Source organism: Paenibacillus sanfengchensis, from assembly GCF_036864765.1.
Lineage (GTDB): Bacteria > Bacillota > Bacilli > Paenibacillales > Paenibacillaceae > Fontibacillus > Fontibacillus sanfengchensis.
The window spans coordinates 199,662-214,368 of sequence record NZ_JBAGJC010000006.1 but is presented as its reverse complement, the minus strand read 5'-3'; the positions used below and the strand labels follow the sequence as shown (position 1 = coordinate 214,368).

Annotated in this window: 16 protein-coding genes and 1 riboswitch; of the genes, 7 read left to right on the top strand and 9 right to left on the bottom strand. The window is 55.2% G+C overall.

What is annotated here, in order from left to right; genetic code table 11:
- The first annotated feature begins 7 nt into the window (after positions 1 to 7).
- On the top strand, positions 8 to 754 hold the full coding sequence (gene nfsA / locus V4U84_RS15360; RefSeq protein WP_334077479.1) for an oxygen-insensitive NADPH nitroreductase: 747 nt from the start codon (positions 8 to 10) through the stop codon (positions 752 to 754).
- Positions 755 to 1,043: 289 nt separating this feature from the next.
- On the opposite strand, the gene V4U84_RS15355 is transcribed toward nfsA, so the two are convergent.
- From V4U84_RS15355 to V4U84_RS15345, 3 genes are all read right to left on the bottom strand, one after another.
- A complete protein-coding gene (locus V4U84_RS15355) occupies positions 1,044 to 2,369 on the bottom strand; it encodes an MFS transporter (RefSeq protein WP_334074858.1) in 1,326 nt (441 codons plus the stop codon).
- Positions 2,370 to 2,519: 150 nt separating this feature from the next.
- Positions 2,520 to 3,104, bottom strand: coding sequence for a DUF2087 domain-containing protein (locus V4U84_RS15350; protein WP_334077478.1), 585 nt, complete (start codon positions 3,102 to 3,104; stop codon positions 2,520 to 2,522).
- A gap of 106 nt (positions 3,105 to 3,210) precedes the next feature.
- Positions 3,211 to 3,990 (bottom strand): TatD family hydrolase, encoded by a 780-nt coding sequence (locus tag V4U84_RS15345; RefSeq protein ID WP_334077477.1) that lies wholly within the window; start codon positions 3,988 to 3,990, stop codon positions 3,211 to 3,213.
- Between the two features lie 146 nt (positions 3,991 to 4,136).
- Between V4U84_RS15345 and V4U84_RS15340 the strand changes: the two genes are divergently transcribed.
- Positions 4,137 to 4,751 carry an HD-GYP domain-containing protein gene (locus V4U84_RS15340; RefSeq protein ID WP_334074855.1) on the top strand — a complete coding sequence of 205 codons (615 nt, stop codon included), beginning with the start codon at positions 4,137 to 4,139 and terminating at the stop codon, positions 4,749 to 4,751.
- A gap of 51 nt (positions 4,752 to 4,802) precedes the next feature.
- On the opposite strand, the gene V4U84_RS15335 is transcribed toward V4U84_RS15340, so the two are convergent.
- From V4U84_RS15335 to V4U84_RS15320, 4 genes are read right to left on the bottom strand one after another with little or no spacing between them, the layout of a single operon-like run.
- Positions 4,803 to 5,609 carry an ABC transporter ATP-binding protein gene (locus V4U84_RS15335; RefSeq protein ID WP_334077476.1) on the bottom strand — a complete coding sequence of 269 codons (807 nt, stop codon included), beginning with the start codon at positions 5,607 to 5,609 and terminating at the stop codon, positions 4,803 to 4,805.
- 17 nt (positions 5,610 to 5,626) lie between these two features.
- On the bottom strand, positions 5,627 to 6,397 hold the full coding sequence (locus V4U84_RS15330; protein ID WP_334077475.1) for an ABC transporter permease: 771 nt from the start codon (positions 6,395 to 6,397) through the stop codon (positions 5,627 to 5,629).
- A complete protein-coding gene (locus V4U84_RS15325) occupies positions 6,394 to 6,687 on the bottom strand; it encodes a thiamine-binding protein (protein WP_334074927.1) in 294 nt (97 codons plus the stop codon). Before V4U84_RS15325 ends, V4U84_RS15330 begins: the two co-directional genes overlap by 4 nt.
- Before the next feature lie 58 nt (positions 6,688 to 6,745).
- Positions 6,746 to 7,780: an ABC transporter substrate-binding protein gene (locus V4U84_RS15320; protein WP_416367254.1), complete on the bottom strand. Its 1,035-nt coding sequence runs from the start codon at positions 7,778 to 7,780 to the stop codon at positions 6,746 to 6,748.
- A 149-nt stretch (positions 7,781 to 7,929) separates the two neighbouring features.
- Positions 7,930 to 8,041, bottom strand: a riboswitch (TPP riboswitch).
- Positions 8,042 to 8,280: 239 nt separating this feature from the next.
- Between V4U84_RS15320 and V4U84_RS15315 the strand changes: the two genes are divergently transcribed.
- Together V4U84_RS15315 and V4U84_RS15310 are read left to right on the top strand one after the other, a co-directional pair.
- A complete protein-coding gene (locus V4U84_RS15315; RefSeq protein ID WP_009223993.1) occupies positions 8,281 to 8,481 on the top strand; it encodes a cold-shock protein in 201 nt (66 codons plus the stop codon).
- A gap of 120 nt (positions 8,482 to 8,601) precedes the next feature.
- Complete coding sequence (locus V4U84_RS15310; RefSeq protein WP_334074851.1) at positions 8,602 to 8,811, top strand: cold-shock protein; 210 nt, start codon at positions 8,602 to 8,604, stop codon at positions 8,809 to 8,811.
- A gap of 453 nt (positions 8,812 to 9,264) precedes the next feature.
- On the opposite strand, the gene V4U84_RS15305 is transcribed toward V4U84_RS15310, so the two are convergent.
- Together V4U84_RS15305 and V4U84_RS15300 are read right to left on the bottom strand one after the other, a co-directional pair.
- Positions 9,265 to 9,924 (bottom strand): response regulator transcription factor, encoded by a 660-nt coding sequence (locus tag V4U84_RS15305; RefSeq protein WP_334074850.1) that lies wholly within the window; start codon positions 9,922 to 9,924, stop codon positions 9,265 to 9,267.
- A 54-nt stretch (positions 9,925 to 9,978) separates the two neighbouring features.
- Entirely contained in the window at positions 9,979 to 11,133 is a 1,155-nt protein-coding gene (locus tag V4U84_RS15300) for a sensor histidine kinase (RefSeq protein WP_334074849.1), read from the bottom strand.
- 213 nt (positions 11,134 to 11,346) lie between these two features.
- Here V4U84_RS15300 and V4U84_RS15295 point away from each other — a divergent pair, with 213 nt between their 5' ends.
- The 3 genes from V4U84_RS15295 to V4U84_RS15285 are packed head-to-tail and all read left to right on the top strand — an operon-like array spanning position 11,347 to position 14,602.
- On the top strand, positions 11,347 to 12,282 hold the full coding sequence (locus tag V4U84_RS15295) for an ABC transporter ATP-binding protein (RefSeq protein ID WP_334077473.1): 936 nt from the start codon (positions 11,347 to 11,349) through the stop codon (positions 12,280 to 12,282).
- 12 nt (positions 12,283 to 12,294) lie between these two features.
- Entirely contained in the window at positions 12,295 to 13,470 is a 1,176-nt protein-coding gene (locus V4U84_RS15290; protein ID WP_334077472.1) for an ABC transporter permease, read from the top strand.
- Positions 13,463 to 14,602, top strand: a complete 1,140-nt coding sequence (locus V4U84_RS15285; protein WP_334077471.1) for an ABC transporter permease — start codon at positions 13,463 to 13,465, stop codon at positions 14,600 to 14,602. Before V4U84_RS15290 ends, V4U84_RS15285 begins: the two co-directional genes overlap by 8 nt.
- Positions 14,603 to 14,707: the final 105 nt, after the last annotated feature.

Below are 14,707 nucleotides of genomic sequence, written 5' to 3'. Positions count from 1 at the left end.
AAAGCGAATGAATGAAGTGATTAATCTGCTGAAGAATCATCGTTCGATCCGAAAATACAGCGACCGTCCGGTCGGCCGGGAACAAGTGGAGGAGATCGTCGCCGCGGCGCAGATGGCGTCCAGTTCCAGCAACGTCCAGGCTTACAGCGTCATCGCTGTCACCGAGGAAGACAGGAAGGACAAGCTGGCGGAACTGTGCGGCAGCCAGACCTACATTGCGGAGTGCCCGGTATTTTTGGTTTGGTGCGCGGATCTTTCCCGGTTGAAATCGGCGGCGGAACGCCATCTTCCGGCGGGAACCGAGACCTATGAGGGCGCGGTGGAAAATTTCATCGTAGCGACGGTCGATGCGGCCTTGGCGGCGCAGAACGGGGCGGTCGCCGCGGAATCGCTGGGGCTCGGCATCGTGTACATCGGCGGCATCCGCAACCGGAGTGAGGAGGTGGCCGAACTGCTGGGGCTGCCGGAACTGATCTACCCCGTATTCGGCATGTGCGTCGGCTATTCGGACCAGGAGCCGGGCCTCCGGCCCCGCCTGCCGCTGGAGGCGGTCTTGCACTGGAACGGCTATGACGCCGAACGCTCGGAAGCAGGGGTGAAAGCCTACGATGAGACGATGGTGAAGTATTTGCGGGACCGGACCGGCGGTATGAAGGACACCCCTTGGTCCGTATTGATGGCGGAGAAGCTCGCGCAGCCGGCCCGGCTTCATATGCGGGAGTTTTTGCGGCGGCGCGGCTTTGGACTGAAGTAAAGTCATAATCCCTTTGCTTTGCAACAGCCCTGCTATTTCCCTAGCCGCCCACCGCATTAGCGGCCTTTTGGGGTGCTATTTCGGCCCGATTCGCTTCCGGGGGGACAATAGCGGTGAAAAAAGCCCTTATTGGACTGCTGCGGGCCCCGAAGTCAGGGGTTGGCCCGCTTTTTTCCCAAATAAGACCTCAATAAGCCGCTATTTCACATCGTTCAGCTGAATTCGACAAAATAGCGCCGCAAAGGGCCCCTATTCATCTGCCTGGCGTCAAAGAAATGGAAGAAGCCCGCTAATGTCCGGACGCTCCGGTATCCCCCGTCCTGTCGGCGGAGACGGGAGTGGCGCGGAGCGTACGGGAGGCGCTGTACACGGCGGCGAATATAGCTCCAGTGACCGTAAGCAGCCCCCCTCCTATCAGGCCGAGCATACGGGGGGACAGGACATCCAGCAAAAAACCGCCGAGAAGCATCGCCACCCCCATGATCGTATTTTGCAGCGTGGCCAGCATCCCCATAAATCTCCCTCGAATTTTATCGGGTACGAGCGTCATCAGGATCGTCTGGTTGCAGGCGTTCCCGATTCCTGAGCATATCGCCGTTCCCGCCAGCAGAACCATCAGCAGACCAAACGATCCGCTTTGGCTGATCAATATATGGCATATCCCTTCCAGCAGCAGGGTCAGGACTGCGGCGGCCTTGATCCGCCGGGCAAATCGGCCCGTCAGCGCGGATCCGGCGACCAGCCCGGCACCGAGCGCTCCGTACAGCAGCCCGATCCCGAGATCGCCCATGTGAAACACTTCCACCGCATAGACGCTGAGCAAAATATTGAAGATGCCGTCTCCGACCGGCCAGACCGCAAAAATGATCAGCATCAGCCGGAGGAAGGGCGAGCGGGCGAGCAGCCCGCGGAAGGCGGCGACGGTTGGCGAGGCGGCGGCCGGGGCCGAAGCCGAAGCTGGCGCGGCGAAGCCGTCAGCGCTCTCGTCTGCGGCGGCCTGACCCGGGCCGTGGGCGCAGCCGCTGTCCGGCGAGGAGCCGCTGAGCCGCGGCAGCCGGGCAAGCAGCAGGGCGGCGGCCAGGAAGGACAACGCGTTGAGGAGGAAGGGGACCTCCATGCCGAATTTAGCGGCCACGAAGCCGCCGCTGACCGAGCCTCCGATCAGCACGAGGCCGGTCATGACCTCTTCGAGGCTGTTAACCTGAAGCAGACGATCCTTCCGAACCAGGCGGGGGATCGCCGACATGCGGGCCGGGGCGTAGACGGCTTCCCCTGCGGACAATAGAAAGGAGCTTGCGTAGATCAACCATACGTCCGCGGCCTCGCGGACCAGCAGCGGCGTCAGCGCAAAGACAGCCCGAATCAGGTCCGTGGCGATCATCACCCGCTTATTGGAGAAACGGTCGGCGAGCATGCCGCCGAGCGGCCCAAACATCAAATAAGGGATAAGTCTGACGCCAAAGGTGATGCCGATCGCAAGGCCCGAACCGGTCAGCGTCAACAAGAGGCCAAGCACGGCAACCTGGCTGAAGCGGTCCCCCATGCCGTTCACGATTCCGGCCGTGAACAGTCTTGCATAGTCTTTTTCTTGTCGCAGAACGGTCCAGGGGTTCATAATGATGTTTATCCTCCATAATTGATCGATTTTATTAACATCTAATTTTATGAAAATCTAATTAGTTAACAAAAAAAGAGAGCAGGCAGGCTCCAAGCCGCATATCCCGCTCGATGATCCATCTCTATTCCCGCGCCCGATCGGCACCTGTCAGGGCTTCTCCCACAGTTCCGGCGGATTCAGCTCATAAATGCCGTCTTCCCGGTACATATACTGGTGCATAATGAATTCCCGGCGAATCGTGGCAAAGTCCTCGTGAAATTTTAGAATGTATTCGTTAATTTCCTTCTCGGCATATTTTCGGTGCGGCTCCAAGCCCTGGATCAAATGCTCAAGCACCATGCGCTTCTTCTTTTGCTGAGCGGGCAGATGCTTTAAACGGCCGTCTTTGGTAAAAAAATTGCGAATCACCGCCATGCGGTCCAATGTCTTGTCACCCCCCGGATCCCCGCTTTCGTCGGCGCCCCCGTCTCCGACGGTTAATATGGCCCGGGCCTGCAAAGCGAGGCTTTTTTCGTTGAGATAAAAATAAATCGTATTCTTATCCCGGCGTTCGTAAATTAGATCGGCTTCGCGCAATTTGGTCATGTGGTGGGTTACCGTGGGCGGCGAGACCCCCAACTTGCCCGCCAAAGCTTGCCCGTGAAGCGGGCCGTTCTTGAGAAGCGCGATGATCCGGATTCGCGTCACGTCGCCTACCGCTTTATGAAATTGAACGAGACGGTCGAGCTGCATGTGCGATGGCCTCCTTTTTTTGATGCTCAACTAATTAGATATATATCGAATTATTTCACGCGGAATAGCGATTGTCAATAGTCATCGCTTCCGCAGGTTTTGCTTTTTATATCCGATAAAAAGCCCGGGTGTTCTCCGTTAACCTGTCCGCGGCCTCCCCGTAGGAGAGTCCCAGCAGACGGCCCCAAGCCTTCGCTACCTCGTTAACCATGTCCGGCCGCGTGGTCTGTCCGACAAAAGGACCTTCAAATGGCCAAGGGCCATCGGTTTCGGCCATCACGAGGTCCCGGGGATAGTAGCGGGCCAACTCGGCGATTTCGGCTTCGTACAAAAGGTCGGGGGTAAAAGAAATAAGGTATCCCTGTTCGGCCATCCGGCGAATGGTGGGCTTGGCACCCTTGAACCAGTGAAAGTGCGCCTTGGCGATGCCGTGCCGATCCAGGAGATCGCACGCCAGTTTGGCGTCCTCATAAACGGCATGGAGCACGACCGGTTTATCGAGGCGCTTCGCGAGCCCAAGCAGCCGGTCCAGCAGGGAAATATACGGCTCCAGGGGAAAGGCTTCCCCGCGCTTTTCCTTTTCCTTCCGGGTGTAATAGGGCAGCCCGATTTCACCGATCGCGACCATTCGGGAGGCATGCGCTTCTATCCATTGGACCAGCCTCGCTTCGGCTTCGGGCGAAGGAAGGGGTTGCTCCGGATGAAAGCCGAAGGCGGGGTGGATGAGTCCGGGGTACTGGTCCGACAGAGCCAGGTTGCTCCGGCAGGAATCCAGATGCATGGAGACGCCGACCAATCCGTCGATCCCTCGTTGTTGCGCTTCCCGCAGCAGATCGTCTCTGGCGGACTTCTCATATAAATCCAAGTGAATATGGGCATCCATCATCACGAATTCCTCCTTATTGCCGGTTAATTATGAAAAAATATTATTTTTAGGAATGTTATCACTTTATTCCTAGTCAGTTCGCAACTTTTGACCTATAATGTTAATGATGCATGTCAGGACTTCCAAGTTTTAGGAGGCGTAAGCCGGTGAACGATTCAGACCTACATATTGAACGCTTAAAGCTAGACCAAGAACCGGATGCCGCGATGTGGCTGCGGATATTGCTTCATAAGCACCCGCATGTCTATTATCATTCTTCGAGGGTAGCCATGCTGGCCGAGAAAATCGCGGAGCCTCTTGAATTGAGTGATGAGGAGAAGAGACAGCTGGTAAGGGGCTGTTTTCTTCACGATATCGGAAAATCAGTTATCCCCAGGGAAATCCTGACGCAAAGAGAACCCTTCACCAGCAGCCAGTGGGCTTTGATTAAACAGCATCCGATTATCGGAGCCAGGATGGCGGAGAGCAATCCCGGGTTTTCCAAGGAAATCGTGAAGATCATTCGGCATCACCATGAAAGGTGGGACGGCAAAGGGTATCCCGACGGATTAAGCGGCGAGGAAATTCCTTTGGGCGCCCGCATCTGTGCGGTGATCGACGCTTTTGATTCAATGACCTCCAACAAGGTGTATCGGCGGAGCATCCAGGTGAGCGAAGCCAGGCTGGAGTTGATTCGGTATGCCAATATTCAGTTCGATCCGGACGTCGTTCATGCCATTGTCAAGCTCCCTATTGAAACATTAAGCATCTTTTCGCTCTAATTGCATTTTACATAATAGCTTAAGGCCAAAGTGACCGGAGGAACACCGCCGTCAGTTTGGCCTTTTGCGTTGCTCTTCCCTCATTTGAATGCCAATTTCCTTCCTGAGTCTCAAAAAGGCGGGATCCTCCGTCAGCTCCTCCCGACGAGGCCGGGGAAAAGGGACCTCTATCCGGTGAAGCACCCGGGCCGGACGATTGGAGAGCAAATAAATCGTGTCCGACATCATCAGCGCCTCCTCGATACTGTGCGTGATGAGGATGACCGAGCGGCGCCGGGTCTCCCACAGATCAAGCAGCCAGTGCTGCATCTCCGTACGAGTCAGCTCATCCAGAGAACTGAAGGGCTCGTCCAGGCACATCACTTCCTGGGGAGCCAACAGCCCGCGCAGAAAAGCGGCCCGCTGCTGCATGCCGCCCGAAAGCATGTGCGGATAGGCTTTCTCAAAGCCGCCGAGTCCTGCTTTGACCAGCCATTCCTTGGCTTCGGCCAGGGCTTCCTTGTCAGCGCCGCCCGAAATTTCCCGGGCCAGCAGGACGTTATCGAGCGTAGTCCGCCAAGGGAAGAGGGCTGGCTTTTGCGGCACATAGCTGATCAGGCCCCGCTGCCCGGTGACTTCCGTTCCGCCGGCCATCACGCTTCCCGCGTCGGGCTTCAGCAGCCCGCCGATGACATGAAACAGCGTGCTTTTGCCGCAGCCCGACGGGCCGATGATCGAGACGAATTCTCCTTCGGCCACGGAGAGGGATACTCCGTTAAGGACGGGAAGGCTCTTCCGGCGCTCCCGAAAAGAGAGGGTGAGTTCCCGGACCTCCAGTGCGGGCGGCGGGGAGAGCGGCGATTTTTCCGTGTACGTCATTTGTTTGGCACCTCTTTCTAATTGTCATCGCCCGCGGACTTGTAGCGCACGAGCCATTTTTCCAGCAGGGCGACGAGGGTGAACATGGCCAGGCTGACGGCCACGATAATGGCGATGGCCACGAAAATCCGGTCCGTGCGGAAGGAAGCCTTCTGCAGCATCATATAATAGCCGATGCCTTTCTCGGCGCCGACCCATTCGGCGATGACCGCGCCCATGACGCTGTAAGTGGCGGCTATTTTGATACCGGACAGCATGGAAGGGACCGCATGAGGGATCTCCAGCTTGCGGAAAATTTCGCCCCGGCTCGCCCCCGTCATCCGCATATAGTCGAGCATCACGCGGTCGGTTCGGGTCAGTCCGTCCATCGCCGCCACGGCGACCGGAAAGAAGCAGACGAGCGTAATGACGATAATTTTGGGCAGGATGCCGAAACCGAACCAGATCATAAGTAATGGAGCCAGCGCGATGGTGGGCACATTCTGGCTGAGAATGATGAGCGGGTACAGCGATGATTTTAAAAACGGGACGTAATGGAGCACAAAAGCGACCAGCAGACCGACTCCCGTTCCTATCGCAAAGCCGAGAATCATGAGTTCCAGCGTGGCCCGCGTATGCTCCCACAGTCCCGACGAGTTGGCGGCGGCCTCCCTGGCGATATCGGACGGACTCGGGAGGATCCACTCTTCGATATGAAACAGGGAGGTCGCCATTTGCCACAGGACTAAAAACAGGATGACCGCCACTAAGGGCGGCCATGTGCTGTTCCAGAGCCGGCGAAGCTTCATGGACGATATTTCTCGGTCAGCTTGTCCATGCTGACGCCTTTCGGATTATAGGAAATTTTGATCTGCGAAATAATGCCGGTGCTCCCGAAATCGATAACCGCCTCGTTCATTTGCTTGACGATCGAGAGCAGCTCATCCAGCTCGCCTTCCATGGTCGTTTCGAGCGGGTTGACCTGATACTTGACCCCGGAAGCCTGAATGACCTCGATGGCGCGGTCCACGTAAGGGATCACATCCTCGCCGTTGGGGGTTTTGGGAATGATTTGAATGCTGAGCAATGCGTTTGGCATCATATTTCATCCTCTCCGTTTATTTTATTTATAGGTTGGGTGCTCCTGATTTCCTGTTTTAAGATTCCGGTAAAAACTCGTTCGTAAACGCCTTGTCCGTGTCGAGCGGTTTTTCGAGCAATCCGAATTTCTGCATCCAGTCGGAGTAATTTTGCCAAACCTCTTTCTTTTGTTCTCCCCAGCGGGCGGCATCCTCCTGGTATTTCGGACTCAGCCATTTTTGACTGGCCACAACCAGATCCTTGTCCAGGTCCGGCACGGCTTTCAGCAGCATTTCCGCGGATTCCTCCGGATGCTCGATCGCATAACGGTAGCCTTTGGAGGTGGCGCGCATGAAGGCTTTGACCAGCTCCGGATCATCCGAGATCGTTTTCTCGTTCGTCACGATCACGGGGGTGTAGTAATCCAGCTGTTCCGAATAGTCTTTCACATACTGCATATCCAGCGGTTCGCCGCGCAGCTCGGCTTCAATGCCGGTCCAGGCATAGAAGATCCAGGCGAAATCGATATCCCGTTTGACCGCGGTAAAATAATCGGCTTCTCCCATGTTGACGAACTTGACCTTGCCGACGTCGGCGCCGCTTTGGTCCATAATCGATTTCATGACGGCTTCCTCCACCGGGGAGCCCCAGCCGCCGTAGGTTTTGCCTTCAAAGTCCTTAGGGGTCTTAATCCCTTTATCGACAGGCGCGGCAAAGCCCGAGGTGTTATGCTGGATGACCGCGGCGATGGAGACCAGCGGAACGCCCTGGATTCGCCCTTGGGTAACGTTCTCTTGCACGCTCACTCCGAAAGGGACCTCCCCCGACGCGACCATGGCGTCGGCGCCTCCGGTCCCCGGCAGAACGATATCCACGTTCAGCCCTTCCTCTTTGTAGTAGCCCTGCTCTTTGGCTACGTAAAGGCCGGTATGGTTCGTGTTCGGGCTCCAGTCGAGCACGATTTTGACGTCGCGCGGCTTTTCAGCCGTGTTCGGGCCAGATGCGGCCGAGCCGGTCTTCGCGGTTTTGCCGGCGTTTTGTCCGCAAGCCGTCAGGGCCAGCAGGAGGGCGCATACGGCAAGCAGTGCCCATGTTCTTTGCTTCACAGAAATTCTCTCCTTTATATGGATTTTGAATTTCCGCAGTCACGTTCGTGTGAAGTTCCGAATTATCTGAAATGGTGGCGTCCCAATTTTTCCCACAGGCAGAAAAAAAGCGCCCCGGATCGGGACGCGTAGGTATCATGGCAAATGACGATAAGCCCATGCTAAAGCATTCTTCCTACGCTGGCATTACCCAGATCAGGTTTAAGGGTCAGTATCTTGCGGGATACAATCTCAGCCGGCCTTTTTCCAGCTCCCCTGAACTATAGACTGCGGATTACAATAGTCATTATAGACGCGGGCCCGGTTTATGTCCAGTTTAGGTAAAGGCTTTCTTTTTGATTTGCTTTTTGGTTCGGGTGAGAGTATAATAAAATCAATTGAAGTTTTAAGAAGTGATATTCACGTATTGAAAAGGGTGTCAATTTTTAAAATGAACTTTTTTCAATATGTGAATTTTTTTATGTAAAAAAGGAGCATGTTAATCTTTAAACAGGAGGTAATTTACCATGGAAACTGGAACAGTAAAATGGTTCAACGCAGAAAAAGGCTTCGGCTTTATCGAAGTTGAAGGCGGAAACGATGTTTTCGTTCATTTCAGCGCGATCACAGGCGAAGGCTTCAAAACGCTTGACGAAGGCCAACGTGTACAATTTAACGTTGTTCAAGGCAACCGCGGACCGCAAGCCGAGAATGTCGTAAAACTGTAATGCAGGCATGGGCTGCTCTTAACGCGTGCGTTAAGAGCAGTTTTTATTTTTCCCCAAACGGCATATAGTTTAAAAGTTCCGGGATCTCGCTGAAGCCAAACTAATATCTAGGAGGTAACCATGAACTACCGTAAAAAAACGATTGAAGAAATTCCTGAGGAGAACACACCGGTATGGTCTTGCGTGAGTGAGGATTGCAACGGATGGATGAGGGATAACTTTGCGTTTAATTATGTTCCGGTATGTCCGTTGTGCTCCTCGGAAATGGCGAAAGGGATGAAGATGCTCCCGCAGCTGATCAACACCAATGCCGTGAAAGTGGACCGGTAATTACGTTCCAACCTGATATAGCATGCGATAAAAGCCGCCTCCCGCGGATTTGGGGGAGCGGCTTTTGCGTTTTTGAGTCCGCTGGCTGCCCGCTTCCGCCATGATCAGGGCAGAGGGGCGCTTCCGGCGGCTAGCCTCCTTTGGAAGCCAACCGGGCAGGTGAATAAGGTAGGCCCCGGCTTAGGCCTGAGCCGAAAATTTCTAACGGAAGCCATAGCCGCTATTTCGCCCATGAAGGGGGATTTCAGATTCTAACGGACGCAGCAGCCGCTATTTCAGTAAAATGAGGTCATTTCGGCGGGAAATTGGACAAATAGGCGCTAATATTTCCGTTAGAATTCCGAAAGTGCGGATCCCCGCGAAATAGCGTCTATGATGTCCATTAGAGCCAGCGCGCGGCACGTTGTTCATCCGGCCCTAGTAGGCCGAGATTCGGCTGGGCGGTGTAGCCAGCTAAGCCCCGCTGCGGCCCTTCCAGTACAGGATTGCAAGCTGGGTGCGATCCCGGACTTCGAGCTTGCCGAGAATGTCGGTCACATAATTTTTAACCGTTCCCTCGCTCAGAAACAGCTGGCCGGCGATTTCCTTGTTGGACAGGCCGTCGGCGATCAGGCGGAGCACATTGTGCTCGGTCGCCGTTAAACCGGCACGTTGGAGCCTGTCGTCGGCGGGAGGTGCGGGAGTGGGGCGCAGCAGGCCGGTGAGCTTCCTGGCGATTTCCGGATGGATCAGCATGTTCCCGCCATGAACGGTTTTGATGCCCTGAATGATCCGGTCGGGCGGAATGTTTTTGAGCAGATAGCCGCTAGCTCCGTTGCGAAGCGCCTCCAGAATGAATTCATCATCATCAAAGGTCGTCAGCATGAGTACCGCGACGTCCGGGAAGAGCGCCTTGATTCTTTTCGTTCCTTCGACTCCATTGCATTCCGGCATGCGGATATCCATCAAAACCACGTCCGGAACCGTTCCGCCGTTCCGTAGCCGCTCGACGGCTTCGGCTCCGTTCCCCGCCGAACCGATCACTTCGATGTCCGGATCCATGCCGATGAGCAGGGTCAAGCTTTCCCGGATAAAAGGATCGTCGTCCACAATGAATAAAGTTAAGTTGGCCATATCGGTCCTCCCCTTTTACGATAACTTCTCTTCGGTGTCTATATGTACCGTGCCCTAAACCATTTCCGCCCGCTGCGCCACCGGCAGTTTCGTAATTACCGTGAACATCGGTTCTAAAACGATGTCCAGACTGCCGCCCGCCAAGGCGCAGCGCTCTTTCATCCCCCGCATGCCCAGGCCGCCGGATTGCGGCGGAATCCGTCCGGGAAGGGCGCCGTCGTTGCTTACTGTCATGGTGATTTCGCGGGCATCATAGGTGATTACGATTTCGACCGTTTCGGGCCGTCCATGTTTCAGCGCATTGGTGATGGCCTCCCGGGCGTTTTTGTACAGGATCAGCTCTTGGCTGGGATATAAGGAGTAAGGATCTCCTTCCAGAGTTAGCCGGGTCCGGACTCCGGTTTCTCTGCCGATCTCCTCCAGCATTTGGCGCAAGGAAAGGATTCCTGCGGCTTCCCCGGCGGGCCTGATCCGGCGGACCGCGGCTCTCATCTCATCGAGTCCGGAGGCCAACTGGTCGCGGATTTGCAGCAGCAGGCTCATCCCTTTCTCCGGATTGCCGGGAATGACCTGCAGGGCGGCTTCCATCATCATCTTGGCCCGGATCAGGCGATGACCGACCTCATCATGCAGCTCCCGGGAAATTCTGTTGCGCTCCTCGGTCTGCGCGGCTCCTTCGACCTGCTTGGTGAAGAGCAGTAGGCGTTTTCTCGCTTCGTCCAGTTCATAGTGTTTTTTTCGCAAATCATCAAATTGAAGATCGGCATGCTGCTTAGTCAGGGCGGAGTGCCGCAGGAGGGACAGAAGAACGGCCATGGCGAGCAGAAGCAAATTACCCGTCACGGCCCATTCCAGGGATTGGCCTCTCACGGCGTAGTTGTAGGCCAGCAGGTGCAAGCCCGCCAGCGTATATCGCCATCCGGCGCGAGGCAATTGGAAGTACAGCAGTACCGGGCTAGCGGCGACAAGGCTTATAATACCGCCATAAACATGACCCAACCACGACGCATACAGAATCAGCAGGGTGGAAAGCCCCGTCAGCGGAGTTACCCGGGAGGTAAACCGGGAGGCCACAAACAGGTTAAGCAAGATGAGAACCTGCAGCAAGTACTTGCCGTAGCCCCCTTCCTCGGGCAGCAAGTAAATATGAAAGAAGCAAGGAATCAAGGTGAAGCCGAGGATGAAGATGAACAGGGAGTTTTTTGGCATGCGGTTCCATTCCTATCTTTCGGGATTCCTGCGGATTTCGCTGGCTTCATTATAGCACAGCCGTTTTTGAGGAGAGGCGGGCCGGCATGAATCTGATGAGGAGGTGACTTTCGTCACCCTCAGGTCATGACGATCCGTACCTTCGCGGGGAAAGGGGGGCTGATAGAATAATACTCAAGAAACGGCAACGACACAGGAAGGTAGGGGAGCCGCATGGCATTGGTTGAGGTGAAAGACGCTATTAAGCGTTATGGAGATAAGCTGTCCGTAGACCATCTAAGCTTAACGATCGAGGAGGGAGAGATTTTCGGGCTTCTGGGTCCGAACGGCGCGGGAAAAAGCACAACCATCAATATGATGGTCGGTTTGCTGCGGATGGATCAGGGGGATATCCGTATCGACGGTTTCTCGGTCAAGGAGAAACCGCTTGAGGTGAAACGGAGAATCGGACTGGTGCCGCAAGATTTGGCGCTTTACGAGTCGATGCCCGCCGCCGACAACGTAGCTTTCTTCGGCAGATTGTACGGTCTGCGCGGCCGGGAGTTAAAGGCGCGGATATCGGAGGCGCTGGCCTTCGTCGGTCTGGAAGACCGGGCCAGGGAGCTGCCGAAGACATTTTCCGGCGGCATGAAGCGGCGGCTTAATATCGCTTGCGCGATCATGCACCGCCCCAAGCTGATTATTATGGATGAGCCGACCGTGGGGATTGACCCGCAGTCGCGAAATCATATTTTGGATTCGGTCAGGGAACTGAACCGGATGGGCTCGACCGTCATTTACACGAGCCATTACATGGAGGAGGTCTCGGCGATTTGCGACCGGGTAGCCATTGTGGATCAGGGGCATGTGATTGCTTGCGGGACGCAGAATGAGCTGAGAGAACGCGTCTCCGGCGAGGAGAAGATCAGGATGAAAGCGACCGGCATCGGCGAAGAAGTCCTTGCGGAACTGCGGTTGCACCCCAGAATCACGCGTGTGCTCCACCAGGAGCAGGAACTGGAACTGTACACTTTTTCATCGCAGAACGATCTTCAGGATATTTTGTACATCTGCGCCAAGCATGACGCCGTGATTCATTCCGTGGTTTGCGAACAACCGACGCTGGAGACGCTGTTCCTGAACCTGACCGGGCGCAAGCTGCGGGACTAGGGGGCAACTAGCATGAAATTACTAACGATAATCGCGTTTGAAGTTCGAAAACTGATTCGCGCCAGGGTTGTGCTGTTCAATTTGTTTCTTCTTCCCTTGCTGCTGATCTTCATTTTGGGAAATGCCCTGTCGCCGATGTTCGATTCGGGATCGGATAAAACCCTGGAGCAGGTCAACGTCAAGCTGGTGAGGTCCGCGGCCGAAGGAGGCACGGATTTGGGGCTGGACGCCTTTCTGGTCAATCCGGAAATCAAGGAAACTTTGCGTATCGACAAAGCGGCGAACCGCGCCGAGGCGGAAGCGTCGCTTCGTTCGGGGAATAGCGATTTTGCCGTTGTGATTCCGGGGGATTTTGAAGCGAAGGTCACCCGGGGGGAAGCGGCGAAATGGGAGTATATTTTGGGGAAGGATCAACTGAAGAATCATGTCGCGGAAATGATTTTTGACGCTTATCTGGATGAAGTGAACCGAACGCAAGCTTCGGCGATCGTGCTTGGACCCGAAGCTGTAACGGCGGCGATGAGGCAGGTTCAACAGGCCGGGGACCCAACGTTTGTGGAGATGGCGCCGCTCAGTGAACAAGGGGAGTCCTATTCCGCCTTTCAATATTACGCCGTCTCGATGCTGATCATGTTTCTTCTTTACTCCGGGCTCATGGTCAACGAAAGCTTGCGAAGCGAAATCGACAATCGGACGTTGTACCGTTTGGGCTCCATGCCGATCGGCGGGCTGCCGATTTTTGCAGGAAAAATCATCGGGAACGGATTGGTTACCTCGCTTCAAGCGACGGTGATTATCCTCGGTACCTCCTGGCTCTACGGTGTGGAGTGGGGAAATCATCCGTTCTATCTGGCGGCGATTTGCGGATTGGTTATTCTTTGCTCCATGATGCTCGCTGTGATCGTATCTCTTTGGAGCAAGTCGGGGGCGACCGCCAGGACGCTGGTCCAAGTGGTCGCGATTCTGATGACGTTTTTGAGCGGGGGTTTTCAGCCGATTCCGGTGGATCTGATTCAAAGGCTCGAAGACTTTACGGTCAACCATTGGGCGATGCAGGGTTTGCTCCGTATTATGCTGGGAGCCGACCCGGCGATTATAGGGCATCATATCCTGATGCTCGGCATCTTCGGCGGCGTCCTGATGCTGATCGGCATAATTACGTACCGGAAGGCGGGTTACCATGAATAGTTTGACCATAGCCTGGAATATGATCAGGCAGACCGTCGGGACCAAAAAGGGAATGATCATGCATATCCTTCTGCCCTGCATCGTTATTTCCCTGGCTGTTGCCTTGCTCGGACAAGAGCGGCCCCTCGGCGTTCAAATCGTATATGTGAATCAAGACACCGGTAAAGCCGGAGCGTATTTGCTGGAGGAGTTGGCCGCGAAGCCAAATTATTCGCTGAAGGAAGTGGGGAGCGAAGATGCTTTGCGGGAAGAGGTTACCGAAAATCGGGCGGAGGCGGGCTTTATGATCCCATCCGGCTTTACGGATCTCCTTTTGGCCGGGCAGAAACCGAAATTGCCCATGTATGAATTAAAAATGAGCGAGGGGACATACACGCTCCGGTTGACTTTGGAGGAACTGGCGCGGGGAGCGGCGGCCATGGCCGGACTGGTGTCTGCGTCACAACCGGACGTCTTTGGAGCCGTTTTGGACCAGACGAGAAAACATGCCGTCAGTCCCGACAAGACCGACCTGCAGTTGTATCCCAAGCCCGGTTTGAATGTGGTCACCGGCTTTACGCTGATGTTTCTGATGAGTCTGGTCGGCAGCACCGTCGGCAAGATCCTGGAGGAACGCCGCCGCCGGACCATGGCCAGGATGTACAGCGCACCGGTCAGAGCCTGGGAAATCACACTGGGTCATTTTCTGGGCAGTTTCACCGTCGGTATTTCGCAAATTGCCCTTGTTTTGATCTTCAGCGGCTATGTGCTGAAATATGATTATGATGTGCCTATGCTGCTTCATTTCATCGTGCTGGCCGCCTTTATGCTCGTAGCGATGGGCATTGCCAGCGCGGTGGCGGGAATAATGCGGAATCCGCAAAATGTCGGGATGCTGAACAGCCTGATCATCACGCCGACCTGCATGCTCGGGGGATGTTTTTGGCCGATCTCCTATATGCCGGAATTCATGCAAAAAGCCGCGAATTTCGTGCCGCAAAAATGGGCCATCGAGGCGGTGGAGAAACTTTCGGCGGGAGGGGGGCTGGGCACCATCACATTACCGCTCCTGATTTTAGGCCTGATGGCCCTGATCCTGCTTGCCATTGGCTCCTCGATTCTTCGGCCGGCGGAGGCAAATGTAACAGGGTAGACCCAAAATATGCAGGGCTGTTCGCGCGTTGATTAATCCCGCGCGGACAGCCTGTTTCGGTTATTTTGACCCGTTTGCGGCGATTTGGAGAAAAAAGATTGCAAG